We start from the raw sequence: 26,301 nt of genomic DNA, 5'->3' as shown, positions 1-26,301 counted from the left end.
AATTTTTAAATATAGTGGTTCCTTTTTCGTGCAATTTACTGGTCCCTTTTTAATTGACAATGACAGCCTGGTATATTATAACCCTGATATTAATAAGTTTTGGGTAATAGATTATCGAATTTTTGCACCTGATCATGATGGAGCAACAAAACTAGAACACCTATTAAACATGTTAAATAATGCTGTTTATAGCAAGAAGATTCCTTTTCAAACAGTACTTTTTGACACATGGTATTCTACACACAAAATTATGCAACATGTTGACTCTCTGGGGAAATATTATTATGCCCCTATTAAAGCCAATAGAAACGTTAGTAAAACACACGATTCTAAACCTTATAAAGCTGTAAAAGAGTTGACATTTTCAGATGAAGAGATCAGGCATGGAGTAGAGATTCATATAAAAGGCTTTGCTAAAAATAAGCATGTTAATTTATTTAAATCTCTTTTGGGTATATTCCCCGCCGCTTGCGGCGTAATATGGCGGAATGAGCAAATATATACATAAAAGTCATAATGTTACGGTACTGCTGTATCACATGGTATTTCCAGCAAAATATCGCCGAGCAGTGTTTGACGTATCAGTTGATCAAGTATTACGAGAAATATGTTTAGAGATAGAAAAGAGATATCAAATAAAATTTTTAGAAATAGGGGTTGATGAAGATCATGTCCATTTTTTGGTACAATCTGTACCAACCTATAGCGTAACAAAAATAGTAACAACAATTAAAAGTGTTACAGCTCGTCAAATATTTAGACAGTGTCCACAGGTAAAGAAACAATTATGGGGTGGAGAATTTTGGACTGATGGATATTTTACGAGTACGGTAGGTAAGCATGGAAATGAGAATATGATAGGAAAATACGTAAAAAACCAAGGCAAGGAATATCAGAAACTGCATGAGGATCATCAGCTAGCTTTCTTCTAAAATACCCCGCTGCTTGCGGCGGGGATTACTTTTATTTTACTGTTTCTACCAACAGAGTTGAGTATGTTGTTACCAATAACAAAACTCAAAAATCTTCTAAAGCTGCACAAGATGAGTGTGGCTTTCGATGGGTAATTGAGAGCATGCACAGAGAAATTAAGCAACTTACTGGGATAGAACGTTGTCAATGCAGGAAACAGCGTATTCAACGTAATCATATTAGTTGTGCATTTTTAGTTTGGGCATTTCTCAAAAGGACTGCAAATACAATCGGTAAAACGGTTTACCAAATAAAGTTAGGGCTTTTAGATGACTATATGCAACAACAGCTGCGTTCTCCATCTTTACGATATTTAGAACCAAACATAGCGTAAGTTTTGAAGTTTTGACAAAGCAATCTAGTAAAATGCATAGCATTTTCATTATTTTTCCTGGATTGCCGCACTCCTTGCAGTCGCATAGCTTATGACGATATCTATACGTAGTTAGTAATACCATAAAAGTTTTTGAATAATACAAATAAAAAATAATATGTAGACGAAGCACTTCTTCTTAATTTAGATATACAATAAAGTTAATATTACTCTAATTTTCTAAATTAATATAATACCTTGTAGATTTAAGGTCGCCGGTTTTAATAAATGCCTGCATCTCTACCAATTCTTGTAGATCTCTTGTAGCAGTGGCTTTAGAGGTTTTGGTGATGTTTAGATAATTTTTAGCACTCAAACCACCTTTAAAGCCCTCTACCCCCTCTTCAAAAATTCTTTTAATTACTTTTTCTTGTCTTGTGTTTAATGCATTCTTAAATTTATCATAAAATTTTGTTTTATTTATTAAAAACTCAATATTAAGTAAAGTATAAACTTGAGCTTTAATTATCGTTTTAACAAAGTATAATATCCAGTCAGTAATTTCTAAACTTTTATTGTTATTTTCTAGAGCATTATAATATAACTTTTTTTCCTGATTTATTACATGTGATAGAGCTATTAATATCGGCTGCTTTATATTTTGACATAGCATTTTTATAGTTATAACTCTACCTATTCTTCCGTTACCATCTTCAAACGGATGTATAGACTCAAAATAAAGATGAGCAATAGCAGCTTTAGTAAGTGGAGTAATAGAATCTGTAATATTATTATACCATTCTATAAATCTATCCATTTCTTTTGGTACAATATCAGATGGCGGTGCTTCAAAATGTACTATTGGCTCATGATATTTGCCTGAAATTACTTGCATCGGCTCTAGATGAGTACGATATTTTCCTATAGCATCTAAATCTTTTCTACCATTCATTAGCATTTCATGCCAACGAAATAAACAATCATGGCTTAAAGGCTGGTCATATGAATAATACATATCGGCAAGCAATTCTGAGATACCATTTTCTGCAGACGAAGCTTTTCTATTATCCTTTGCTATATTAAAATACAGCTTTATAGAGGATTGCAAGCTGTCTCTATTTAGATATTCCCCTTCAATTTCAGAACTATTTAATGCTTCATCACTTGCAAGCATAACAACTAAATTATCTTTATCCGATTTCGAGAGATATTTAGCTGCCCCTAAAAGAACACCGCTATTATTGATAAAACGTTTTTCCAAATCAGAAATATTTTTCTGATCATATTTAAAATTAGACCAATCTTTATGCTGCCAATTCCATATCATGAGCTATAAATGTTTATTTTATAACTCATATTATAGCATATTTTGAGCTATAAAATAAGTTTTTATTACTCATATAGAGTATTTTTACAATATCAACCTTCTACAATCATATGAAAATGCAAGGACTAAGTAGAACAAAACCTATAAATTTTCTGCCCAAATTTCATTGGGGGTTTTATAACCAAAAATCTTTCTTGGCATGTTATTTAAAATCTCAGCAACATTGTCAAGACCTCTTTGTGTAACGGTAGTAATATCTGTATTTTTAGGTAAAATTCTATGAATCATAGAATTCATTTTTTCCACTAATGCTTTTTGTCTAGGGCGGTATGGATCACAAAAGAAAGTTTGAAACCCAAATAGTCTATAGGCAACATGCCCCACAAACTCTTTGCCATTATCCATAGTAATAGTCTTTCTCACACTATTTGGAAGAGTTTTTATCTTTCTTAAAAAACCATTGGTAACTGTTGTAGCTCTCTTGGAGTTATTCAGCACTAAAATAATCTTTTGACTCTTTTTATCCACCAGTGCACCAATATTCATACTTTGATTACCTTTATGAAATGTAAGATCTGCCTCAAAATGCCCTACTTCTACCTTTTTCGTAGCTATTGCATCACGCTGATGTATTGAGATCCTTTGTGGTATAGCATAAGTTATTAAGGTACTGACAGAGCGAGAGTATCATGTTATAGTAAGCAAATATTAACAAGCATGTAAAGAGATATGGCACGAGCATATGCAATAGAACTAAGACTAAGAGTTATAAAAGCTGTAGAAGCAGGGATACGAATAAGTAAGGTAAGTAAATTATTTAATGTAAGTCGTGATACTATATATAAATGGAAAAAATTAAAAGATAAGCAAGGTACTTTAGAAGCAGCAACTGGTTATCAGAAAGGACATAGTCATAAGATAAAAGATTCAGAATTTTTTAAAGCTAATATGAATAAAACATCAAAGGAGTTAGCAAAGCAATGGGGTAATATTGCATCTGTAACTATTTTAAGACAAATCAGAAAACTTGGCTATAGCTATAAAAAAACTCATTTTCATCTGAAAAGAGATATTAAATTAAGAAATGAATTTATAGCAAAGATACAAACCATCACAAAAGACAAATTAGTATATCTTGATGAATCTGGAATAGAGGATAATGCTTGCAAAGAGTATGGATGGAGCATTATAGGACAAAGGTGTTATGGAGAAAAGGTGTATCAACATAAATTTAGAATAAGTATGATAGCTGGTCTTTGTAATGGTAATCTTATTGCTCCTGTAATATTTGAAGGTAATTGTAATACAGAGGTCTTTAAAACTTATATTAGGGATGTATTAATTACAGAATTACAACCTGGGCAAACCGTTATTATGGATAACATTAATTTTCATAAAAATTCTAAAGTTAAAGAGTTCATTGAATCCGTTGGTTGTACCATATTGTATTTACCAACTTACTCTCCTGATTTAAATCCTATAGAGCATTACTGGTTTAAGATAAAAAATGAAATTAGGAAAGTTGTAGGAGATTTTGAAACATTTTATGATGCTGTTTTTAATACTATTAAATTGTCAGTATCTTAATGATTTATGCTATATAATGATCCTTTGACGCCTCTTCCCTCTTTCTTGCCTTTTATATCTTTTAGAAGGTAAATAGCTATATAACTTTAATTTAGCTGCTACTGCAGAAGTGTAAACAAATCTATATATACTTTCTGTACTGATACACAAAGCTGTATTTTTGTCTAGTTTTAACTTTCCGGCTATAGCATCCGGCGACCATTTCTTGCGAATCATAGCATTTTTAATATAATCTAACAACATAGGGTTCTTTTCTATTTTTAATAACTCTTGCTGATACATCCTGTTTTCATATTTTTCCTGAGCAACACAAGGCATATACTTATCTTTTACCTTATTTCTTTTTAGCTCCATACTAATAGCGCTTTTAGACCTCGTAAGATGTTGTGCTATCTTATTAATACTGACTCCTAGGTCATACATTCTTTTTATCTCATATCTCTCTTCTCGAGATAAGTGTCTATATTTTCTGTTCATCATTACCTATTTAAAATCTTATTATTTTAAATAGGTTCTGTTCTACTTACTTATAGTATTTTCACAGTATTATGCCCCAAAGATATTAGATAAATTAAAATGGTGCTGGAAGCCTAAGTCAGGGTTTAGTTGGAGAGTAGATGAGACATACATTGTCATTGCTAAAATAAAAGGGACCAGTAAATTGCACGAAAAAGGGACCAGAGAAGTTGGTGTGACCTAATAAGGTTAATGTGCAATATTCACTAGATAATTAAGCAAGTAAATATCTAGTGATACAATGATAAGAATAAATATGTATACAACAATTATCACCCTTTATAAACAAGGCAATAGTCAAAGGAATATTGCCAAACTAACAAGAACAGACCGCAAAACAGTACGAAAAATAATAAACCGCTATGTAGAGGCTGGTACAGAATCCCCAGCAATCTATGAACGATCTTCAGTTTTGGATTTTTGGCACGAAAAAATAATTGAGTTATTAGAAAAAAATCTGAGTTACATAAGAATTTTTGAGGAGTTAAAAAATCAAGGTTATACAAGCAGTTATACTTCTTTGACCCGTTATATCAAAAAATATAAAATTAAGGATAACAGTTGCATTCGTTTTCATACTTTAGCAGGAGAGGAAGCACAAGTAGATTTTGGTGACATAGGCTTACAGTATAATTCTAAAGGGCGTAGAGTTAAAGCATATGTATTTAATATGCGTTTAAGCTATAGTCGCCTTGATTATTATGAAGTAGTGTTTGATCAAAGTTGTCAAACATGGATTCAATGTCATATCAATGCATTTAATTATTTTGCTGGTAGTCCAAAAGTAATAAAACTTGATAATCTTAAAGCTGGAGTAGTAGATGCCAATTTTTATGAGCCAGTATATCAGAAGGAATATAAGTGCTTAGCCGATCATTATGGAATTTTACTTTCTCCTTGTCGAGTGTATCAACCGCAAGAAAAAGGCAAAGTTGAGTCGGGAATAAAATACGTTAAAAATAATTTTTTTGCTGGTCGTAAATTTGATAGATATGAAGAATTAACAAATGGTCTTGCAAATTGGTTAAATAAGGCCAATAGCCGAATACATGGTACTACTAAGAGAATACCTAGAGAACTGTTTGAGCAAGAGGAAAGAAGTAGTTTGATTCCTTTACCATTAGAAACTTTTGATTTGTCATCTTGGCATAATCGAAAAGTAGCAAAAGATTGTCATATTACCATAGATAATAATTATTACTCTGTACCAGCAAAATATATATACAGTGAGGTAATGGTACAATTGTCCCCAAAACTTGTTCAAATATTTTCTATACAAAATGATTTAATAGCAAGACACGTTAGAACAGAGGGCAAGGGGATATTTACCACTAATCCGTCTCATTATGCTAAATACAAACGTCTATGCCCAGGTTTTATAGAATATAGTGAACATTATCAACAACAAATGCAGCAGATAGGGAATAATTGCAGTTTATTATTAGAATCATTACAACAAACAAGAGTGAATGATTGGCAACGTTGTGCACGAGGTATCATTTCTTTACGTAAGGTTTACAATGATGACTTAATAGATAAAGCCTGTCATAGAGCACTACATTATGGTATAAGTTCTTACTCTAAAATTAAGAATATTTTAAATAGTAATGCAGTAAACTTACCATTACCAGAGTTTGGAGGTAATAATGCAGAACTTATTTAATGACCTACGAAGCTTTAGATTATCAGGTATAGTCAATAGTTTAAATGAAAGGATTATTTATGCTCAAAATAATAAACTAGGATTTAAAGAATTTCTATCACTATTATGTGAAGATGAAAAATCTAACCGTAAGGATAATAATTACCGTCGCCGTAAAAGTGCTGCTAAATTGCCGGTAACTAAAAATTTAGAAGACTTTGATTTTAATTTCCAACCAAGTGTTGATGCCAAAGTAATAAGTGATTTATCAACTTGTGATTATATTAATACTAAGGGAAATGTAATATTCATAGGTGATTCAGGAACTGGGAAAACTCATCTTGCCATTGGGCTAGCATTAAAAGCTTTAACACGAGAATACTCTGTATATTTTACTACGGTATCGGATATGCTTTATAATTTACATATTGCAAGAGCAGATAATAGTTATCACAAAAAGGTTAAATTACTCCTATCGTTTGATTTATTAATTCTTGATGAGCTCGGGTTTAAGCAATTGCCAAAACATTCAGTAGAAGACTTTTTTAATATTATTGCTAAACGATATGAAAATAAATCTACCATTATTACCACAAACAAGGATTTTGAAAAATGGAATGAAATATTTGCTGATGAAGTATTAACTCATGCAATTATTGATCGAGTGGTACATCATGCTCATATACTAAACATAAAAGGTAAAAGTTATCGTATTAATAACTATAAATCTGGAGGTAATATGGCATAAAAATTTTTAAATATAGTGGTTCCTTTTTCGTGCAATTTACTGGTCCCTTTTTAATTGACAATGACAATACATTAAAGTAAAAGGTAAATGGGCATATTTGTATAGAGCTGTAGACAAATATGGGGATACAATTGATTTTTACCTATCATCTACTCGTAATGCTAACGCTGCTAAGTGTTTCCTAGGTAAAGCCTTGAAATCAATCCCAGAATATTCACATCCGGAAACAATTCAAAACTTACGCTATGTTTGGTTCTAAATATCGTAAAGATGGAGAACGCAGCTGTTGTTGCATATAGTCATCTAAAAGCCCTAACTTTATTTGGTAAACCGTTTTACCGATTGTATTTGCAGTCCTTTTGAGAAATGCCCAAACTAAAAATGCACAACTAATATGATTACGTTGAATACGCTGTTTCCTGCATTGACAACGTTCTATCCCAGTAAGTTGCTTAATTTCTCTGTGCATGCTCTCAATTACCCATCGAAAGCCATACTCATCTTGTGCAGCTTTAGAAGATTTTTGAGTTTTGTTATTGGTAACAACATACTCAACTCTGTTGGTAGAAACAGTAAATTTAAACAAATTAACATGCTTATTTTTAGCAAAGCCTTTTATATGAATCTCTACTCCATGCCTGATCTCTTCATCTAAAAATGTCAACTCTTTTACAGCTTTATAAGGTTTAGAATCGTGTGTTTTACTAACGTTTCTATTGGCTTTAATAGGGGCATAATAATATTTCCCCAGAGAGTCAACATGTTGCATAATTTTGTGTGTAGAATACCATGTGTCAAAAAGTACTGTTTGAAAAGGAATCTTCTTGCTATAAACAGCATTATTTAACATGTTTAATAGATGTTCTAGTTTTGTTGCTCCATCATGATCAGGTGCAAAAATTCGATAATCTATTACCCAAAACTTATTAATATCAGGGTTATAATATACCAGACTCACTACTCCTATACCTTTAGTAACTCTACCTGTAGCTCCACTGTACTGCGATCTTGCAATTTCTATTTGCTTCGTATTCCTTTTATTTAAAACCGTATCATCAAATATTGTATATCCATTAGATGAAAAAATAACATCATTCTTGATGTGTTCCCATAACAAAGAAGGTGTATATTTTTCATTCCTTAAAAATCTATTAATAACATCATGACTACATTTCTTTGCATGTTCAGCGTAGTAGGTTAAACTATAATTCTTTTGGCTAACTATTAAAAATTGACAATAATCTGTCCTATTAATTGGTATTGCTTGCAACTTTATCCTCTTTGACATGTTTAATTATTTTTACAATAATTTATCACTTTTTTACTCATAGCGTAAGTTTTGTATATTAAAAATGCTATGATTCGCAAGAAATGGTCGCCGGATGCTATAGCCGGAAAGTTAAAACTAGACAAAAATACAGCTTTGTGTATCAGTACAGAAAGTATATATAGATTTGTTTACACTTCTGCAGTAGCAGCTAAATTAAAGTTATATAGCTATTTACCTTCTAAAAGATATAAAAGCAAGAAAGAGGGAACAGGCGTCAAAGGATCATTATACCACAAAGGATCTCAATACATCAGCGTGATGCAATAGCTACGAAAAAGGTAGAAGTAGGGAATTTTGAGGCAGATCTTACATTTCATAAAGGTAATCAAAGTATGAATATTGGTGCACTGGTGGATAAAAAGAGTCAAAAGATTATTTTAGTGCTGAATAACTCCAAGAGAGCTAAAACAGTTACCACTGGGTTTTTAAAAAAGATCAAAACGCTGCCAAGTAGTGTTAGAAAGACTATTACTATGGATAATGGCAAAGAGTTTGTAGGGCATCTTGCTTATAGACTATCTGGGTTTCAAACTTTCTTTTGTGATCCATACCGCCCTAGACAAAAAGCACTAGTGGAGAAAATGAATTCTATGATTCATAGAATTTTACCTAAAAATACAGATATTACTACCGTTACACAAAGAGGTCTTGACAATGTTGCTGAGATTTTAAATAACATGCCAAGAAAGCTTTTTGGTTATAAAACCCCCAATGAAATTTGGGCAGAAAATTTATAGGTTTTGTTCTACTTAGTCCTTGAATTTTCATAAAATCTCAGCAATATTGTCAAGACCTCTTTGTGTAACGGTTGTAATATCTGTATTTTTAGGTAAAATTCTATGAATCATAGAATTCATTTTCTCCACTAGTGCTTTTTGTCTAGGGCGGTATGGATCACAAAAGAAAGTTTGAAACCCAGATAGTCTATAAGCAAGATGCCCTACAAACTCTTTGCCATTATCCATAGTAATAGTCTTTCTAACACTACTTGGCAGCGTTTTGATCTTTTTTAAAAACCCAGTGGTAACTGTTTTAGCTCTCTTGGAGTTATTCAGCACTAAAATAATCTTTTGACTCTTTTTATCCACCAGCACACCGATATTCATACTTTGATTACCTTTATGAAATGTAAGATCTGCCTCAAAATGCCCTACTTCTAGCTTTTGCATTGCTATTGCATCACGCTGATGTATTGAGATCCTTTGTGGTATAATGATCCTTTGATGCCTTGTCCCCCTTTCTTGCCTTTTATATCTTTTAGACGGTAAATAGCCAAAACTTACGCTATGTTATAGCAAATATGCTAAAAACTCTTATTACACAGCAATGTTTTATAGTGAAGCACTTCATAATATCCCTTAATTCATGGGCATTATATCAAACATAGCGTAAGTTTTGTATACTTATCTGTACTGATACAACAAGCTGTATTTTTGTCCAGTTTTAACTTTCCGGCTATAGCATCCGGTGACCATTTCTTGTGAATCATAGCATTTTTGATATAAATAAAAGTAATCCCCGCCGCAAGCAGCGGGGTATTTTAGAAGAAAGCTAGCTGATGATCCTCATGCAGTTTCTGATATTCCTTGCCTTGGTTTTTTACGTATTTTCCTATCATATTCTCATTTCCATGCTTACCTACCGTACTCGTAAAATATCCATCAGTCCAAAATTCTCCACCCCATAATTGTTTCTTTACCTGTGGACACTGTCTAAATATTTGACGAGCTGTAACACTTTTAATTGTTGTTACTATTTTTGTTACGCTATAGGTTGGTACAGATTGTACCAAAAAATGGACATGATCTTCATCAACCCCTATTTCTAAAAATTTTATTTGATATCTCTTTTCTATCTCTAAACATATTTCTCATAATACTTGATCAACTGATACGTCAAACACTGCTCGGCGATATTTTGCTGGAAATACCATGTGATACAGCAGTACCGTAACATTATGACTTTTATGTATATATTTGCTCATTCCGCCATATTACGCCGCAAGCGGCGGGGAATATACCCAAAAGAGATTTAACAAAATAGGTAACTTCTCTATTTTTAATAACTCTTGCTGATGCATCCTTTTTTTATATTGTTCCTGAGCAACACAAGGCATATACTTACCTTTTACTTTATTTCTTTTTAGCTCCATACTAATAGTGCTTTTAGACCTCGTAAGATGTTGTGCTATCTTGTTAATACTGACTCCTAGGTCATACATTCTTTTTATTTCATATCTCTCTTCGCGAGATAAGTGTCTATATTTTCTGTTCATCATTACCTATTTAAAATCTTATTATTTTAACAAAACTTACGCTATGTTTGATATAATTCCTATAAATTAAAGGATATTATAAAGTGATGCACTGTAAAAACATAGCTTTGTAGTAAGGGTTTTTAGCATATTTGCTATAACATAGCGTAAGTTTTGAATTAATACTGATAAGAACCCAGCTTATAGTAAAGCAATTACTCTACTCAAATCAGAAGGCAAATGCTCACAAGAGTTAGAACATCGGCAGATTAAGTATCTGAATAATATAATAGAATCTGATCATGGTAAGCTGAAACGACTGATTAAACCTACTCTTGGTTTTAAATCAATGAAAACAGCTTATGCAACTATTAAAGGATTTGAGATAATGCGAATGTTTAAAAAAGGAAGATTTGAATTATGGAAATATGGTCAAGGTATTCACGGCGAAATCAGAATTATTACTGAAAATCTATTAGCCTTTTAATACATAACGTATTTCACTCCCTTCACAAAATACACCCACAATACCTATTTGCAACAGTGCCCTTCTATGTCATTCCCGCGGAGGCGGGAATCCAGCATAAAGCGAGATAATATCGAGCTTTTATATTCTAAAAAATTGCTATATTTAGACTTTTTTTCCTGGATTCCCGCCTCCGCGGGAATGACATAGAAGGGCACCTATACCTGAAAAAAATATAACATTTTTTTAAAAATGTCCGGTACTATAAGGACAAGCCACGGGATGACACCGAGTCAAACTTATTTAAATATTTATCGGTGTCTTTCATCAACTCTAAATAATTAACTTTACCATTTGCAAGTAATGGTATCTCAGGTAAAGTAATAACTATTTTCGGTACATAGCGTAAGGAAACCTTTGTCTTACGTACGTTATTTGTAAAATTCTCTCTATCTATAATAGTACTGGTAGTAAATAAAATAATTTTTTCCCCTTGCATTTCATCTTGTGTAGAAATTGCAGCATGCAAGGAGCTAGGATCAATTTCGCTTGCAAGCTCCTCGACTTTTGTAAGCGAAATCATCTCACCAGCTATTTTAGCAAATCTTTTCAAACGTCCTAAAATAGTTATGTATCCTTCTCCATCAATTTTAACTATATCACCTGTATCGTGCCATTCTTTATAAATATAGTTACCATTTTCGTCTAAATAACCAAGCATAACATTAGGACCACGAATTAGTAAACGTCCACCTTCATCTATCCCTTCAACTTTTTCAAGTTTATATTCAATCTTTGACAATAACCTCCCAACAGTACCAGCTTTACTATGCATAGGGGTATTGCAAGCAATTATAGGTGAGCTTTCCGTTATACCATATCCCTCAAAAATGCGTATACCATATTTATTAAGCCAGAATTGTCTGGTAGTTTCTTTTAATTTTTCGCTACCTGCAAATATATAACGTAATGAATAAAAGTCGTATGGATGAGCGTAATTGGCATAACCATTTAAAAATGTATCAGTTGAAATTAATATAGTTGCTCCGACATCATATATCATTTCTGGTATGCTGCGGTAATTTAAAGGTGAGGGGTATAAAAATAGCTTAATGCCGTTTAAAGTCGTAATAATCGCTCCGCCAAGCCCAAAGCAGTGGAATAATGGCAGTGAGTTAAATACTATATCATCAGGGCTAAAAGGTATTTTAGCAGTCGCTTGATATCTATTAGCTTGTAGGTTTCTGTGAGATAACATTACAGCTTTAGGCTCTCCTTCGGTGCCTGAAGTAAAAACTATTACTGCTGGTTTTTCATCATCACGATTACGGCAAAAATACTTATAATAAGTTTTAGAAAAACGGATGCCCATTGAGGCTTTTAATTTTAGAGCTAGATTTATTTGGTTTTTAAAATCTTCTAGATATATTACTTTAATACCAAAATCTAATAAATTAGTTATTAATTCGTGTAGCTCTGCTTTTTCTATAAATTGCTTTGAGGTATAAATTACTTTTAGCTGTGCAGTTTTACATGAGTTAATAATAGTATTTATCCCGCTGCTCCAATTAATTATAGCTGGAACAAATCCACTAAATTGCATGGCATAAAAGGTAATTAGGGTATTTGTCGTGTTAGGCAGCATTAAACCTAGATGCTTGCCAAAAATATTGTTCCTTTTGATTAAATCACCAAGAATAAAAGATTTAAGTATTAAATCTTGATAAGTAGCTTTATTATTTTCAAAATCATTGACTATTTTTTTCTTAAACCCATGAATTTTGGCAGCTTCTATCAGCGATGCAAATAAAGTATTCTTATAGTCTGAACTCTCAAACATCATATCAGCCATAATATCATATAGAGTTCTTGCTATATATTGGCGTCGTTCTTGACCGGATGCAGCACCAATATCAGCAAATTTTACTGGCGGTAGAACAGTAACAGTAATTTTAGGAAATATTTTTCTCTTTAATATATTTCGTAACTTTGAGAAATGAGTAAATTGTGTGCCATCTATTCTAACTGGTAAAATAGTTGCGTTTGCTTTATCGGCAATCATCCCAGGACCTTCGTAAATCTTCATTAAAGAACCAGTAACACTTATTCTACCCTCTGGAAAAATAGCTATTTTTCGGTCATTTTGTACTTCTTTTACTAAGGTCTTAATTGCCATTGGGTTGTTTGGATCAACAGGCAAAGTATTAGTCATACGCAAGAATGGTCTAATCCACCATATTTTGCGTATATCAGGGCTTATTGCAAAGGTCATTTCCTCTTTTAGATAGGTTGCAATTAAAGGTGGATCGAGATATGAAATATGGTTGGCAATTACTACTACTTTGTTACCTGCTTTCTGTAAGTTCTCGAGCCCTTTAACTTTAACCTTATACATTAAATCAAACCAAAATTGGAATATTCTACGCAAGACAGGATAAGGAATAATTTTAACTTCAGGGATTAAGCGATAAATATAGATGGTAACGATGATATTAGATAGGCTGATAAATAATATTATCCAAGGTATCGTAAAATTTAAATAAAGTAATAATGATAGGATAATAGTTGATCCTACCATAAAGATAGAATTAATTAGGTTGTTTACGGCAATAATACGGCTGCGGTGAGCGGGATTTGCGTAATGCTGTAATATAGCAAAAAGAGGTACAATATATAATCCACCAATTGCTGCTAAAAAGAATAGATCGATAACTATTCGCCAATTATGCCTTTTTGATAAAAATACAAAAATACTTTTCAGTTGAGCTGGTTCATAAGCGACTGCACTAATTCTACTAGCAAAAAATAAATCGATGCCAAAAATACTAATGCCAAGTGCTGAAATAAAGAGGTATTTAACAGTAATTTCATCTTCAAATATTTTGCTACATAAAAATGAGCCTACACCAACGCCAAGCGAGAAAACTGCTAAAAATAAATTAGCAACATTCTCGTCAGCTTTAAACGTTATTTTAGCAAGTAAAGGTATCTGAGAAATTATAGCAGCTCCAATAAACCAAAACCATGAAATGCCTAGTATTGCTAAATATATTTGCTTTTTGGTTTGAGCATATCTTATCATATTTAGGCTTTCGTTTATGATATTAAAATTTATCTTAATATCACGATTTGCTTTATTTGATTTTGGTGTAGTAAGACTTGAAATAAAGCCAATAGCTGCAATTGTAATTAAGGAATAAATTATGAAATTATTACTGATTGTGTAATAGCTGCCAATTATAGTACCAATAAAAATAGCGATGAAAGTTCCAGCCTCAACGAAACCGTTAGCTCCAAGCAATTCCTCTTTACTCAAATGATCAGGAAGAACGCTATATTTAATTGGACCAAAGAAAGTGGAATGAATACTCATCAGGCAAATAGAGCAGAGCAGTACTATAATATTATTATGGTGAAAACCATAAATTGCAAAAGCGATTATAGCAATCTCGCAAGCTTTTATAATTTTAATTAGGATAGAGCGTTCATATTTATCAGCAATTTGTCCCGCTATACTTGCAAATATTATAAAAGGTAGAACAAAAATAGCATTGGTAACTAAAACAAGTAAGTTATTATATTTGCTTAGAGAACCAACAACTCCATAAGTAATTAAAATTACAAGAGCATTTTTCAAGATGTTATCGTTAAGACAACCACATAACTGTACTATAAAATTCGGTAAGAATCGCCTATCCTTAAAGAGATATAATTTATTTGAATCCATAGTATATAGTAGTTTATTAGTTTTGCTTCTAATTCCTGCGTAAGGTTGGCGAGGTTTTATAGTTAGGAAAATGCGTCCGATGTGTCATCCTGTAGCTCGGGAACTAGATCCAGCATAAAGCGAGTTTTTTATATCTGTATTTTTATTACTGGAACCCATGAATAAATCACGGGATGACAGAGGATACATGATTTTAATCATTACCCTAGGTTTGAATTATTGTCAAATATATTATGCAATTTATATTAACATGTCAAATTTGTCAAATTGTATGGCTTTTTCGTGATTTTGGTTTATTTGTTATATTGGGTTTTTGTAATAACATTTTTTCTTTTTCTGATAAATTTGGCATTTTAGACAATTTATTCAAAATTTCATCTACATCACCTTTAATTACTGGCAATATTTGGGGTTTTCTATTTATATTAGATTTATTTTTAGCGATTCCTATTTTTTCTGCTACTTTGTTTGTTATTACTAATAAATTCTCTTCATTAAAATTTTTGAATTTGTTAAATAGATTAAGCTTATTTATTTTAATTTTTTCCAATCCTTTAGTAATTACATTTATTATTTTTTTTCTATTTATAACTAATGTCGGATAAAAATTCTTCTCTAGCTTGTTAAGTAAATTATCGTTTAGTTGATCGGTTAATATTTTCGGCCCTGTTGCAAATAGGAAATATTAGTATAGCATAAGTCATTAAGGTACTGACAGAGCGAGAGTATCATGTTATAGTAAGCAAATATTAACAAGCATGTACAAAACTTACGCTATGTTTGGTTCTAAATATCGTAAAGATGGAGCACGCAGCTGTTGTTGCATATAGTCATCTAAAAGCCCTAACTTTATTTGGTAAACCGTTTTACCGATTGTATTTGCAGTCCTTTTGAGAAATGCCCAAACTAAAAATGCCCAACTAATATGATTACGTTGAATACGCTGTTTCCTGCATTGACAACGTTCTATCCCAGTAAGTTGCTTAATTTCTCTGTGCATGCTCTCAATTACCCATCGAAAGCCACACTCATCTTGTGCAGCTTTAGAAGATTTTTGAGTTTTGTTATTGGTAACAACATACTCAACTCTGTTGGTAGAAACAGTAAATTTAAACAAATTAACATGCTTATTTTTAGCAAAGCCTTTTATATGAATCTCTACTCCATGCCTGATCTCTTCATCTGAAAATGTCAACTCTTTTACAGCTTTATAAGGTTTAGAATCGTGCGTTTTACTAACGTTTCTATTGGCTTTAATAGGGGCATAATAATATTTCCCCAGAGAGTCAACATGTTGCATAATTTTGTGTGTAGAATACCATGTGTCAAAAAGTACTGTTTGAAAAGGAATCTTCTTGCTATAAACAGCATTATTTAACATGTTTAATAGGTGTTCTAGTTTTGTTGCTCCATCATGATCAGGTGCAAAAATTCGATAATCTATTACCCAAAACTTATTAATATCAGGGTTATAATATACCAGACTCACTACTCCTATACCTTTAGTAACTCTACCTGTAGCTCCACTGTACTGCGATCTTGCAATTTCTATTTGCTTCGTATTCCTTTTATTTAAAACCGTATCATCAAATATTGTATATCCATTAGATGAAAAAATAACATCATTCTTGATGTGTTCCCATAACAAAGAAGGTGTATATTTTTCATTCCTTAAAAATCTATTAATAACATCATGACTACATTTCTTTGCATGTTCAGCGTAGTAGGTTAAACTATAATTCTTTTGGCTAACTATTAAAAATTGACAATAATCTGTCCTATTAATTGGTATTGCTTGCAACTTTATCCTCTTTGACATGTTTAATTATTTTTACAATAATTTATCACTTTTTTACTCATAGCGTAAGTTTTGTGTAAAGAGATATGGCACGAGCATATGCAATAGAACTAAGACTAAGAGTTATAAAAGCTGTAGAAGCAGGGATACGAATAAGTAAGGTAAGTAAATTATTTAATGTAAGTCGTGATACTATATATAAATGGAAAAAATTAAAAGATAAGCAAGGTACTTTAGAAGCAGCAACTGGTTATCAGAAAGGACATAGTCATAAGATAAAAGATTCAGAATCTTTTAAAGAATTTTTTAAAGCTAATATGAATAAAACATCAAAGGAGTTAGCAAAGCAATGGGGTAATATTGCATCTGTAACTATTTTAAGACAAATCAGAAAACTTGGCTATAGCTATAAACAAAACTCATTTTCATCCGAAAAGAGATATTAAATTAAGAAATGAATTTATAGCAAAGATACAAACCATCACAAAAGACAAATTAGTATATCTTGATGAATCTGGAATAGAGGATAATGCTTGCAAAGAGTATGGATGGAGCATTATAGGACAAAGGTGTTATGGAGAAAAGGTGTATCAACATAAATTTAGAATAAGTATGATAGCTGGTCTTTGTAATGGTAATCTTATTACTCCTGTAATATTTGAAGATAATTGTAATACAGAGGTCTTTAAAACTTATATTAGGGATGTATTAATTACAGAATTACAACCTGGGCAAACCGTTATTATGGATAACATTAATTTTCATAAAAATTCTAAAGTTAAAGAGTTAATTGAATCCGTTGGTTGTACCATATTGTATTTACCAACTTACTCTCCTGATTTAAATCCTATAGAGCATTACTGGTTTAAGATAAAAAATGAAATTAGGAAAGTTGTAGGAGATTTTGAAACATTTTATGATGCTGTTTTTAATACTATTAAATTGTCAGTATCTTAATGATTTATGCTATATAAGAATAGGGAATAAATTGTTATAGATAAGCTTTATGAATTTTTTAAGAGACGTCATTTTAAATACGATATAATAATATGGGCAGTAAGGTGGTATGTAAGTACGGTATTAGCTATCGAGATTTAGAAGAGATGTTAGAGGAAAGAGGTGTAGAGGTAGATCACTCTACAATTTACCGTTGGGTTCAGTATTATGCCCCAAAGATATTAGATAAATTAAAATGGTGCTGGAAGCCTAAGTCAGGGTTTAGTTGAAGAGTAGATGAGACATACATTAAAGTCAAAGGTAAATGGGCATATTTGTATAGAGCTGTAGACAAATATGGGGATACAATTGATTTTTACCTATCATCTACTCGTAATGCTAACGCTGCTAAGCGTTTCCTAGGTAAAGCCTTGAAATCAATCCCAGAATATTCACATCCGGAAACAATTAATACTGATAAGAACCCAGCTTATAGTAAAGCAATTACTCTACTCAAATCAGAAGGCAAATGCTCACAAGAGTTAGAACATCGGCAGATTAAGTATCTGAATAATATAATAGAATCTGATCATGGTAAGCTGAAACGACTGATTAAACCTACTCTTGGTTTTAAATCAATGAAAACAGCTTATGCAACTATTAAAGGATTTGAGATAATGCGAATGTTTAAAAAAGGAAGATTTGAATTATGGAAATATGGTCAAGGTATTCACGGCGAAATCAGAATTATTACTGAAAATCTATTAGCCTTTTAATACGTAACATATTTCACTCCCTTCACAAAATACACCCACAATACCTATTTGCAACAGTGCTGAATATTAATTCAAAATTCCTAAAAATTTATAATTATAAGCTTCTTGAAATTTTTAGAAAGCCTAATTAATTACACCTATTTCCTGACGTTTAACCTTGAGCTTAAGCTCCTCAAGATTAAATCTAATATCAATCATAGCTCCCCCTGTCTCTCTATTTGCAATATCTAAAACACCGCAATGTTCTTCGACTATTCTTTTAACAATAGCAAGCCCTACTCCCATACCTTTACTTCTAGTAGTTACATAGCTTTCAGTAGCCTTACCTATTAGCTCAGGCGGGAATCCTCTGCCATTATCTATGACTGTAATATTAATAAATTGCTCACTTGCATTTACATTAATTTTTATTGCTGCTTGATTACTACTCTTTAACGATTCTTCAGCATTTTTAAGCAAATTTATCATCACTTGATTTATATGAGTAGTATCACACGTAAAATTAAATTGATCGATATTAGTTTCAAAACTATAGGAAATATTATCATTAAGTAATTTACGTGCTTCTATGATATTATTAATTACATAAATCAAATCACAATTGGTAAAATTAGGTGCAGGAAGACGAGCAAAAAGAACAAATTCAGATACAATATTTTTAATATCATTAGTATGGCGAATAATCATTTTTAAATAATTCTCGAACTCTGCTCTTTCTTTAATTTCAGGACTAAATTTTTTAAGCAATCTTTCAGAAGCAAGCAAAATAGGTGTTAACGGATTTTTAATTTCATGTGCTACTTTTTTCGCTACATCCGACCAAGCTAATGCACGTTGTGCTATCACTAAATCCCTTTGCTGGCGTGAAAGCTGCTTAATCATTCTATTAAATGCAGCATAAAGTGTTCCTATTTCGTCTTTATCTACTTCGTTCTCTGGAACTTGCACTGTTAGATCACCGCTTTTTACTTTATCGGTTGCAATAACCAACTTCTTAATGGGATTTACTATCTTAGCAGTAACTATAACACCAAAACTTATCGCTATTAAAAGAAGTAGTAAGGCAATAAAGATAAAAATAATTGAAAATTTTATTTGTATATTTCCTATTTGATTTTTAAGACGATGATACTCTGCTGCCGCTCCATTAGTTGCATCTATATGATCAATAATTTTATTATCAATTAACCTACCAACTAGTAAATATACATCATTATATTCTTTCAATTTAATCAACATTCTTATTTTAGTTGGATCAGATTTTACTTCTACCGGCTCACACGAATCTGCCTTTTTAATTAGATGTGCAGGAATAGTTGCAAATGACAGAGAAAAACTTAAATAGCTATTAGCAATTATTGTATTAGTCGACTTATTTAATACTATTGCTTCATCAAGCGATCTCATTTCTGCTTCGGTGTTTAATGTCTTAGTAAACAAAGCAGGGTTATGAATTAAATCATAATACATATCACTTAAATCTTCAGCAACAGCGAGTGCTGTCTCTCGTAACTGCAATTTATGCTCAGCAATATAAGAATCAGCAACCATTATAGATTGATCAAGCACAACAGAAATTTTTCGATCAAACCAAGCTTGAATACTAAGGTTTAAAAAATAAGCAGAAGATATTGAAACGATTATAGTCGGAATAGCAGCAGCTAGACTAAACGCAACTACTATACGATTTTGTAACTTAGAAGTATTTTGATCGCTATTTTTAAAGAAAAAACTTTGGAAAAATTTACGAGTTAATAATACGCCAAGAATTAAGAAAATTATTAAATCAATTAATAAAAACCAAATCACTTTACTAGAATTAACTACACCACTTTTTGTACCTGTAGATATTGTATAATAAGTGAAATAAGAAAAAATAATAGCTATTGTAACTAAAATGCCAATACATCTTTTACTGTAGAGATATTTTAATAAAAATATTTTTAATTTTGGCATTTTGCTATCTTAAAATCTTAATTCGTTTGTTATTTTAGCATTGTTGCATGGCTCGTAAATCATCATTGCGAGCGACCAAAGGAAGCGTGGCAATCTCATGAATTAGAACTCCTAAGATTGCCACATCTTAGCTACGCCTCTCCTCGCAATGCTCTACATCCACGCAAGCAAGCCTCACACGAGAATAACATTGACTATAATAACAAAAAAACTAGAAATACTACCATTTCTAGCTTTTATACTTCTAATAAATAGAAGAGCTGGTAATTTAATTAAATTCAAGTAGCATCTGACCTTTGACCACATTATCCTTTTCACTTACGAAAATTTTAGCTATTTTCCCATCACGTTCGGCTAAGATGATGTTTTCCATTTTCATAGCGGTTAAAATCATTATTTCCTGACCTATTGTTACTTCCTGTCCCTCTTTCACTTTAATTGAGGCAATCTGACCATTAAGAGGTGCTTGCATTTCAGAATTTTCTTCTGTTACTACTTTCGAAACCATTAACCCCTCAAGCTCTGAAATACGAGGGGAACGAACAAAGGCTTTTACGCTAATACCAGCATGTGATAGTAAATAACCAGTTCTGATATTTTCAATTTTAATGTTTGTCTTTTTGCCGTTAATTATAGCTACAAAAAGCTCATTACCTAAATTCCAGTTACTACGAATATATATTCGGTCACTTTCATGGCGTATATTATAGCCATTTTCAACAGGCGTAATTAAAACGGGGAATAATTTATCGTCAATCGTTACCACCCATCTTGTACCGATTTTATTAGCTTGGTTATTGATATTTCCAGAAATTAAAGAGGCACGTCTTTGCTCAGATATATAAATAAAAATAGCGGTTGCTAAAAATACTGCTGTTACTTCTGAGGTTAGACTTGCACCAGAAAATCCATCTGGATATTCTTCTTGAATAAAAGCAGTAGAAATATCACCACTAACAAAACGAGGATGAAGCATCACTGCTTCTAAGAAGCTGATATTATGAGAAATACCATTAATAATGTAAGAACTTAAAGCAGAACGCATTACCTCAATTGCTTGCTCTCTCGTTTCGCCGTAAGTACATAATTTTGCGATCATCGAATCGTAGAACATGCTAACTTCGCCGCCAAGTCCAATACCGGTATCAATACGAATATTTGGGCTTTTTACAGGTTCAGAATACGCAGTAATCCTACCACTTGAAGGCAAGAAACCACGGCTTGGATTTTCAGCACAAATTCGTGACTCAAACGCCCAGCCCTTTAACTTTACGTCATCTTGCGTAAATGATAATTTTTTACCGGCAGCAATTTTTATCATTTCTTCAACGATATCTATACCAGTTATTAATTCGGTAACAGGGTGTTCTACCTGCAATCTCGTATTCATTTCTAAGAAATAGAAATTTTTCTCACTATCTACTATAAACTCAACAGTACCTACAGAGTAATATCTAACCTTTTTGGATAGCGATATTACTTGCCTATACATTTCTTGTCTTATTTCTTCGGTAATGAATGAGCTTGGAGCCTCTTCAATCACTTTTTGATGGTGACGTTGTATTGAACATTCACGTTCCCCAAGACATACGCTATTGCCATACTGATCAGCAAGCAATTGAATTTCGATATGACGAGGTCTTTGGATCAATTTTTCAATAAATAATCTATCATCACTAAAACTATTACCGGCTTCAAGCTTTGCAGATTCAAAAGCATTTGCCATTTCAGAAGGGTTATTTACCACCCTCATACCACGCCCGCCACCACCGGCAGCTGCTTTCACAATCACCGGAAAGCCTATTTCTTTCGCGATATCTATTGCTTGCTTAACATCATTTATAGCTCCCATATAACCAGGAACAGTACTAACTCCTGCTTCTATTGCTATCTTTTTTGCTTCAATTTTATTGCCCATTTTCTTTATAGTAGCAGCATTAGGACCTATTAAAACTACTCCCTCTCTTTTAAGAACATTGGCAAAATTAGGGTTTTCAGATAAAAAGCCATAGCCTGGATGTACGGCATTTGCACCGCTTTCACGAATTGCCGAAACAAGATTTTTAATAGATAGATAGCTTTCGGTTGCCGGTGAATCACCAATATAATAAGCTTCATCTGCATGCTGAACATACATTGAGTTTGTATCGGCTTCAGAATATACAGCAACCGACCCTATCCCCATTTTTTTTAAAGTACGGATTATTCTAACAGCAATTTCGCTACGATTAGCGATTAAAATTTTATCAAATAAAGGTTTGGTCATAGTTTTTGATTAAAATAGTTATTTAATTATCCACCAATATGTGGCTCAGCATAAATTGTTTCATCTGTAAGAGATAAAGCACATGTACTTGTTATACCATCATAGGACTCAACAGGTATGGGAGGTGGTGCTTCTTCTGGGGCTGCATGTTTGCATTTAAAGGACCTATAGGTCTATTTTTGTTATGCTGAGCGTAACGAATATAAAATTTCTCCGGAGCTTCTTTATTTATAGGAGTCGCAGCATATATAGGCGTAGATGGAGTAGCTGGGGTTACAGGAGTTATCGGTTCATTCTGATTATCATACTCATCTCTTACGATTCTAACTACCAAATAAAGGTTTTCTGTTGCTTTGCCACTTTGATTTATTATTGAGTTTTTATTTTCACCAATTAAAGATTCTATGCTTGCATATCCTAGCTCTTCTGACTGCATAATATTTAAAGGGGGTAGTGGAGTTTTTGCTTTCATTTTAGTTTCCGATTATATTATGTTCTTGAATTTGTATTTTATTTTTATGTCATTTTTTGCTTTGTATTTTTTATTTACTGGATCCCGTGGACAAGCCATGGGATGACAATCACAGCGGTAAATTATCATGCTTTTTCCAAGGTAATTCTACCTTTTTAGTACGTAAGAAATTTAGGGCTTTACATATTCGCCATCTTGTATTTTGTGGTCTTATGATATCGTCTAAATAGCCTCTAGATGCTGCAACAAAAGGTGATGTTACTACTTTTTTATATTCATCGATTTTTTGTTTTTTAGCTTCCGGATCTTTGCATTCTTCTCTAAATATTATTTCAGCTGCTCCCTCTGCCCCCATCACTGCAATTTCGGAATTAAACCAAGCATAATTTATATCGCCTCTAAGATGCTTAGAGTTCATCACTATATAAGCTCCGCCGTAAGCTTTGCGAGTAATCACGGTAATTTTCGGCACTGTTGCTTCAGCATAAGCATATAAAAGTTTAGCACCATGCTTAATAATACCATCATGCTCTTGAGAAGTACCCGGCAAAAATCCCGGTACGTCAACAAGACTTACTATAGGAATGTTGAAAGCATCACAAAATCTAATAAATCTTGCTGCTTTTCTTGAAGCATTAATATCTAAACATCCCGCTAAATGCAATGGTTGATTCGCAACGAATCCTACTGGATATCCTTCCATATAACCAAAACCAATGATGATATTCTTAGCAAAATCTGGTTGTAACTCAAAAAACTCTCCCTCATCTACAATACGCTCAACAAGTTCTTTCATATCATAAGGTTTATTGGGAGTATTAGGGATTAGAGTACTTAGAGACATATCAACCCTATCAGCAGGGTCAACAGTAGGACGAATAGGGAGTGGGCTACGATTAGATGATGGTAGAAAATTAAAGAACCTACGAATTTCTAGCAATGCTTCTATGTCATTATTAAATGCAAGATCAGCCACACCGCTTTTGGTAGTGTGCATACGTGCCCCACCGAGTTTCTCTTGGCTTACTTCCTCACCAGTAACAGTTTTTACTACATCAGGACCGGTTACAAACATATAGGAAGTATTTTTAATCATGAATATAAAATCGGTTAAAGCAGGCGAATAAACAGCACCGCCCGCACAAGGACCCATAATTAAGGTAATCTGAGGAATAACACCTGATGCTAACACATTACGCTGGAATAGCTCACCATATCCAGCAAGAGCATCCACACCCTCCTGAATTCTTGCACCACCTGAATCATTAATACCGATTACGGGAGCACCGGTTGCTATAGCTTGATCTAAAATATCGCAAATCTTTTTAGCATGATACTCACCAAGTGAACCGCCAAGCACTGTAAAATCTTGGCTATAAATAAAAACTAATCTTCCATTTATTGTGCCATGACCCGTTACAACACCATCACCTAAAAACTTCTTATCATCCATCCCAAAATTTTCACATCTATGAGCTACAAACATTCCTGTTTCGGTGAAACTATTAGGATCTAATAATACCTCTATTCGCTCACGTGCTGTTAACTTACCTTTTTTATGCTGGGTATTAATTCTATCTTCACCACCCCCTTGCCTTGCAATATTTTTTTTCTCGTCAAGTAACTCCGCAGAGATTATATTACTTTGATTCATAGATATTTATAAATTTATTTTTCAAAATATCCGTAGTATAATATAATAATGTTAGTGTGAAAAGATAATTATTTATGTCATCTACCAAAGATAGCAAAGAACAAACTTCAGAAACCAAAATAAAGCCTAATTTTAACAATTTATCATCTGCTCTAAAAAAGAATTTACAGAGACGAAAAAAAGTTAAGGCAGAAAAACCTAACAATTAAATATTTTAAAAAGGCAAAATATGAATTGGCACTGTTGCAAATAGGTATTGTGGGTGTATTTTGTGAAGGGAGTGAAATATGTTATGTATTAAAAGACTAATAGATTTTCAGTAATAATTCTGATTTCGCCGTGAATACCTTGACCATATTTCCATAATTCAAATCTTCCTTTTTTAAACATTCGCATTATCTCAAATCCTTTGGCCCTGTTGCAAATAGGAAATATTAGTATATAAGAATAGGGAATAAATTGTTATAGATAAGCTTTATGAATTTTTTTAAGATGTTAGCAACGGAAGTAAAATGATACAGGGCGACGGATAAAAATTGATACAGTATTAATAGTGTATCCTCCTGATAAGGAGGTAAAAAAGAATGTTAATACTGGAACAAATAATGGAAATAAAGATTTTACATAAGCAAGGTAAAAGCCTAAGAACTATAGCAGGAGAAGTAGGTATATCAGTAAATACGGTACGTAAGTATTTAAAATATGAAGACGCTCCTAAATACAAGAACAGACCACAGTTAACAACTAAGATTGGTCCATATAAGAACTACCTAGAGGATAGAATAAAATCAGCTTACCCTGTAGTTTTGCCTGGTATAGCATAAATCATTAAGATACTGACAATTTAATAGTATTAAAAACAGCATCATAAAATGTTTCAAAATCTCCTACAACTTTCCTAATTTCATTTTTTATCTTAAACCAGTAATGCTCTATAGGAATAAAAGTAATCCCCGCCGCAAGCAGCGGGGTATTTTAGAAGAAAGCTAGCTGATGATCCTCATGCAGTTTCTGATATTCCTTGCCTTGGTTTTTTACGTATTTTCCTATCATATTCTCATTTCCATGCTTACCTACCGTACTCGTAAAATATCCATCAGTCCAAAATTCTCCACCCCATAATTGTTTCTTTACCTGTGGACACTGTCTAAATATTTGACGAGCTGTAACACTTTTAATTGTTGTTACTATTTTTGTTACGCTATAGGTTGGTACAGATTGTACCAAAAAATGGACATGATCTTCATCAACCCCTATTTCTAAAAATTTTATTTGATATCTCTTTTCTATCTCTAAACATATTTCTCGTAATACTTGATCAACTGATACGTCAAACACTGCTCGGCGATATTTTGCTGGAAATACCATGTGATACAGCAGTACCGTAACATTATGACTTTTATGTATATATTTGCTCATTCCGCCATATTACGCCGCAAGCGGCGGGGAATATACCCAAAAGAGATTTAAATCAGGAGAGTAAGTTGGTAAATACAATATGGTACAACCAACGGATTCAATTAACTCTTTAACTTTAGAATTTTTATGAAAATTAATCAAA

Annotated in this window: 25 protein-coding genes and 6 pseudogenes; 15 read left to right on the top strand and 16 right to left on the bottom strand. The window is 32.5% G+C overall.

Translation table 11 applies throughout. The annotated features are described in order from the left end of the window. The first annotated feature begins 28 nt into the window (after positions 1 to 28). The 3 genes from AAGD55_RS11570 (at position 29) to AAGD55_RS11560 (ending at position 1,306) form a co-directional block, all read left to right on the top strand. A complete protein-coding gene (locus AAGD55_RS11570; protein WP_341791561.1) occupies positions 29 to 508 on the top strand; it encodes a hypothetical protein in 480 nt (159 codons plus the stop codon). Further along, positions 489 to 932 carry an IS200/IS605 family transposase gene (gene tnpA / locus AAGD55_RS11565; RefSeq protein WP_341790826.1) on the top strand — a complete coding sequence of 148 codons (444 nt, stop codon included), beginning with the start codon at positions 489 to 491 and terminating at the stop codon, positions 930 to 932. The genes AAGD55_RS11570 and tnpA (AAGD55_RS11565) overlap by 20 nt, the downstream gene beginning before the upstream one ends. Before the next feature lie 143 nt (positions 933 to 1,075). Next, complete coding sequence (locus AAGD55_RS11560) at positions 1,076 to 1,306, top strand: hypothetical protein (protein ID WP_341791151.1); 231 nt, start codon at positions 1,076 to 1,078, stop codon at positions 1,304 to 1,306. 211 nt (positions 1,307 to 1,517) lie between these two features. On the opposite strand, the gene AAGD55_RS11555 is transcribed toward AAGD55_RS11560, so the two are convergent. Together AAGD55_RS11555 and AAGD55_RS11550 are read right to left on the bottom strand one after the other, a co-directional pair. After that, positions 1,518 to 2,612, bottom strand: a complete 1,095-nt coding sequence (locus tag AAGD55_RS11555; RefSeq protein WP_341791560.1) for a Fic family protein — start codon at positions 2,610 to 2,612, stop codon at positions 1,518 to 1,520. A gap of 141 nt (positions 2,613 to 2,753) precedes the next feature. Further along, a complete protein-coding gene (locus AAGD55_RS11550) occupies positions 2,754 to 3,227 on the bottom strand; it encodes an IS30 family transposase (protein WP_341792600.1) in 474 nt (157 codons plus the stop codon). Positions 3,228 to 3,341: 114 nt separating this feature from the next. Here AAGD55_RS11550 and AAGD55_RS11545 point away from each other — a divergent pair, with 114 nt between their 5' ends. Then, positions 3,342 to 4,199, top strand: coding sequence for an IS630 family transposase (locus tag AAGD55_RS11545; protein WP_341791559.1), 858 nt, complete (start codon positions 3,342 to 3,344; stop codon positions 4,197 to 4,199). Between the two features lie 9 nt (positions 4,200 to 4,208). Here the strand turns inward: AAGD55_RS11545 and AAGD55_RS11540 are convergent, their stop codons facing one another. Then, complete coding sequence (locus AAGD55_RS11540; RefSeq protein ID WP_341791325.1) at positions 4,209 to 4,679, bottom strand: helix-turn-helix domain-containing protein; 471 nt, start codon at positions 4,677 to 4,679, stop codon at positions 4,209 to 4,211. Between the two features lie 61 nt (positions 4,680 to 4,740). Between AAGD55_RS11540 and AAGD55_RS12470 the strand changes: the two are divergent. The 4 genes and pseudogenes from AAGD55_RS12470 to AAGD55_RS11525 form a co-directional block, all read left to right on the top strand. Then, positions 4,741 to 4,851 (top strand): annotated as a pseudogene (locus AAGD55_RS12470) (IS6 family transposase); the annotation flags it as partial. A 120-nt stretch (positions 4,852 to 4,971) separates the two neighbouring features. Then, positions 4,972 to 6,378 carry an IS21 family transposase gene (istA, locus tag AAGD55_RS11535; protein WP_341790850.1) on the top strand — a complete coding sequence of 469 codons (1,407 nt, stop codon included), beginning with the start codon at positions 4,972 to 4,974 and terminating at the stop codon, positions 6,376 to 6,378. Continuing rightward, positions 6,362 to 7,105 carry an IS21-like element helper ATPase IstB gene (gene istB / locus AAGD55_RS11530; protein WP_341790851.1) on the top strand — a complete coding sequence of 248 codons (744 nt, stop codon included), beginning with the start codon at positions 6,362 to 6,364 and terminating at the stop codon, positions 7,103 to 7,105. Before istA ends, istB begins: the two co-directional genes overlap by 17 nt. 67 nt (positions 7,106 to 7,172) lie before the next feature. Continuing rightward, positions 7,173 to 7,337, top strand: a pseudogene (locus AAGD55_RS11525) (DDE-type integrase/transposase/recombinase); the annotation flags it as partial. Positions 7,338 to 7,343: 6 nt separating this feature from the next. Here the strand turns inward: AAGD55_RS11525 and AAGD55_RS11520 are convergent. Beyond that, a complete protein-coding gene (locus AAGD55_RS11520; protein ID WP_341791558.1) occupies positions 7,344 to 8,393 on the bottom strand; it encodes a transposase in 1,050 nt (349 codons plus the stop codon). Positions 8,394 to 8,444: 51 nt separating this feature from the next. Between AAGD55_RS11520 and AAGD55_RS11515 the strand changes: the two genes are divergently transcribed. Together AAGD55_RS11515 and AAGD55_RS11510 are read left to right on the top strand one after the other, a co-directional pair. Beyond that, complete coding sequence (locus AAGD55_RS11515) at positions 8,445 to 8,702, top strand: hypothetical protein (RefSeq protein WP_341791557.1); 258 nt, start codon at positions 8,445 to 8,447, stop codon at positions 8,700 to 8,702. After that, the gene (locus AAGD55_RS11510) at positions 8,657 to 9,172 is read left to right on the top strand and encodes an IS30 family transposase (protein ID WP_341792599.1); all 516 of its coding nucleotides are present in this window, start codon (positions 8,657 to 8,659) and stop codon (positions 9,170 to 9,172) included. Before AAGD55_RS11515 ends, AAGD55_RS11510 begins: the two co-directional genes overlap by 46 nt. A 27-nt stretch (positions 9,173 to 9,199) precedes the next feature. On the opposite strand, the gene AAGD55_RS11505 is transcribed toward AAGD55_RS11510, so the two are convergent. The 3 genes and pseudogenes from AAGD55_RS11505 to AAGD55_RS11495 form a co-directional block, all read right to left on the bottom strand. After that, positions 9,200 to 9,646, bottom strand: coding sequence for an IS30 family transposase (locus AAGD55_RS11505; RefSeq protein WP_341792542.1), 447 nt, complete (start codon positions 9,644 to 9,646; stop codon positions 9,200 to 9,202). A 329-nt stretch (positions 9,647 to 9,975) separates the two neighbouring features. Then, positions 9,976 to 10,419: pseudogene (gene tnpA, locus AAGD55_RS11500) on the bottom strand (IS200/IS605 family transposase). Positions 10,420 to 10,428: 9 nt separating this feature from the next. After that, a complete protein-coding gene (locus AAGD55_RS11495) occupies positions 10,429 to 10,713 on the bottom strand; it encodes a helix-turn-helix domain-containing protein (RefSeq protein ID WP_341791556.1) in 285 nt (94 codons plus the stop codon). A gap of 154 nt (positions 10,714 to 10,867) precedes the next feature. On the opposite strand from AAGD55_RS11495, the pseudogene AAGD55_RS11490 reads away from it, so the two are divergent. Continuing rightward, a pseudogene (locus AAGD55_RS11490) lies at positions 10,868 to 11,176 on the top strand (DDE-type integrase/transposase/recombinase); the annotation flags it as partial. A 241-nt stretch (positions 11,177 to 11,417) separates the two neighbouring features. Here the strand turns inward: AAGD55_RS11490 and AAGD55_RS11485 are convergent. The 3 genes from AAGD55_RS11485 to AAGD55_RS11475 form a co-directional block, all read right to left on the bottom strand. Next, entirely contained in the window at positions 11,418 to 14,882 is a 3,465-nt protein-coding gene (locus tag AAGD55_RS11485) for an acyl-[ACP]--phospholipid O-acyltransferase (protein ID WP_341791555.1), read from the bottom strand. Between the two features lie 262 nt (positions 14,883 to 15,144). Beyond that, positions 15,145 to 15,432, bottom strand: coding sequence for a hypothetical protein (locus AAGD55_RS11480; RefSeq protein ID WP_341791554.1), 288 nt, complete (start codon positions 15,430 to 15,432; stop codon positions 15,145 to 15,147). Between the two features lie 219 nt (positions 15,433 to 15,651). Further along, entirely contained in the window at positions 15,652 to 16,701 is a 1,050-nt protein-coding gene (locus AAGD55_RS11475; RefSeq protein WP_341791553.1) for a transposase, read from the bottom strand. A gap of 65 nt (positions 16,702 to 16,766) precedes the next feature. On the opposite strand from AAGD55_RS11475, the gene AAGD55_RS11470 reads away from it, so the two are divergent. Beyond that, a protein-coding gene (locus AAGD55_RS11470; protein ID WP_341791552.1) for an IS630 family transposase occupies positions 16,767 to 17,637 on the top strand; the annotation gives its coding sequence in 2 pieces (ribosomal slippage) (positions 16,767 to 17,093 and positions 17,095 to 17,637; 870 coding nt in all). Between the two features lie 36 nt (positions 17,638 to 17,673). After that, positions 17,674 to 18,392: pseudogene (locus tag AAGD55_RS11465) on the top strand (IS6 family transposase). A 123-nt stretch (positions 18,393 to 18,515) separates the two neighbouring features. On the opposite strand, the gene AAGD55_RS11460 reads toward AAGD55_RS11465, so the two are convergent. From AAGD55_RS11460 to AAGD55_RS11445, 4 genes are all read right to left on the bottom strand, one after another. After that, positions 18,516 to 20,348 carry a PAS domain-containing sensor histidine kinase gene (locus tag AAGD55_RS11460; protein WP_341791551.1) on the bottom strand — a complete coding sequence of 611 codons (1,833 nt, stop codon included), beginning with the start codon at positions 20,346 to 20,348 and terminating at the stop codon, positions 18,516 to 18,518. A 268-nt stretch (positions 20,349 to 20,616) separates the two neighbouring features. After that, positions 20,617 to 22,614: an acetyl/propionyl/methylcrotonyl-CoA carboxylase subunit alpha gene (locus tag AAGD55_RS11455; RefSeq protein ID WP_341791550.1), complete on the bottom strand. Its 1,998-nt coding sequence runs from the start codon at positions 22,612 to 22,614 to the stop codon at positions 20,617 to 20,619. A gap of 91 nt (positions 22,615 to 22,705) precedes the next feature. Further along, the gene (locus tag AAGD55_RS11450; protein WP_341791549.1) at positions 22,706 to 23,086 is read right to left on the bottom strand and encodes a hypothetical protein; all 381 of its coding nucleotides are present in this window, start codon (positions 23,084 to 23,086) and stop codon (positions 22,706 to 22,708) included. Positions 23,087 to 23,195: 109 nt separating this feature from the next. Continuing rightward, positions 23,196 to 24,740, bottom strand: coding sequence for an acyl-CoA carboxylase subunit beta (locus tag AAGD55_RS11445; RefSeq protein WP_341791548.1), 1,545 nt, complete (start codon positions 24,738 to 24,740; stop codon positions 23,196 to 23,198). 74 nt (positions 24,741 to 24,814) lie between these two features. On the opposite strand from AAGD55_RS11445, the gene AAGD55_RS11440 reads away from it, so the two are divergent. Both AAGD55_RS11440 and AAGD55_RS11430 read left to right on the top strand, forming a co-directional pair. Continuing rightward, positions 24,815 to 24,949 carry a hypothetical protein gene (locus AAGD55_RS11440; protein WP_341791547.1) on the top strand — a complete coding sequence of 45 codons (135 nt, stop codon included), beginning with the start codon at positions 24,815 to 24,817 and terminating at the stop codon, positions 24,947 to 24,949. Between the two features lie 375 nt (positions 24,950 to 25,324). Further along, positions 25,325 to 25,564, top strand: a complete 240-nt coding sequence (locus tag AAGD55_RS11430) for a helix-turn-helix domain-containing protein (protein WP_341791546.1) — start codon at positions 25,325 to 25,327, stop codon at positions 25,562 to 25,564. Between the two features lie 151 nt (positions 25,565 to 25,715). Here AAGD55_RS11430 and tnpA (AAGD55_RS11425) read toward each other — a convergent pair whose 3' ends face one another. Both tnpA (AAGD55_RS11425) and AAGD55_RS11420 read right to left on the bottom strand, forming a co-directional pair. Further along, positions 25,716 to 26,159 (bottom strand): IS200/IS605 family transposase, encoded by a 444-nt coding sequence (gene tnpA, locus AAGD55_RS11425; RefSeq protein WP_341790826.1) that lies wholly within the window; start codon positions 26,157 to 26,159, stop codon positions 25,716 to 25,718. Between the two features lie 9 nt (positions 26,160 to 26,168). Further along, a pseudogene (locus AAGD55_RS11420) lies at positions 26,169 to 26,297 on the bottom strand (transposase); the annotation flags it as partial. Between the last annotated feature and the right edge of the window lie 4 nt (positions 26,298 to 26,301).

The organism is Rickettsia endosymbiont of Gonocerus acuteangulatus, from assembly GCF_964026435.1.
Taxonomy (GTDB): Bacteria; Pseudomonadota; Alphaproteobacteria; order Rickettsiales; family Rickettsiaceae; genus Rickettsia.
Note: the sequence above shows the minus strand (reverse complement) of the source record. Positions and strands in the feature narration are given on the sequence as shown.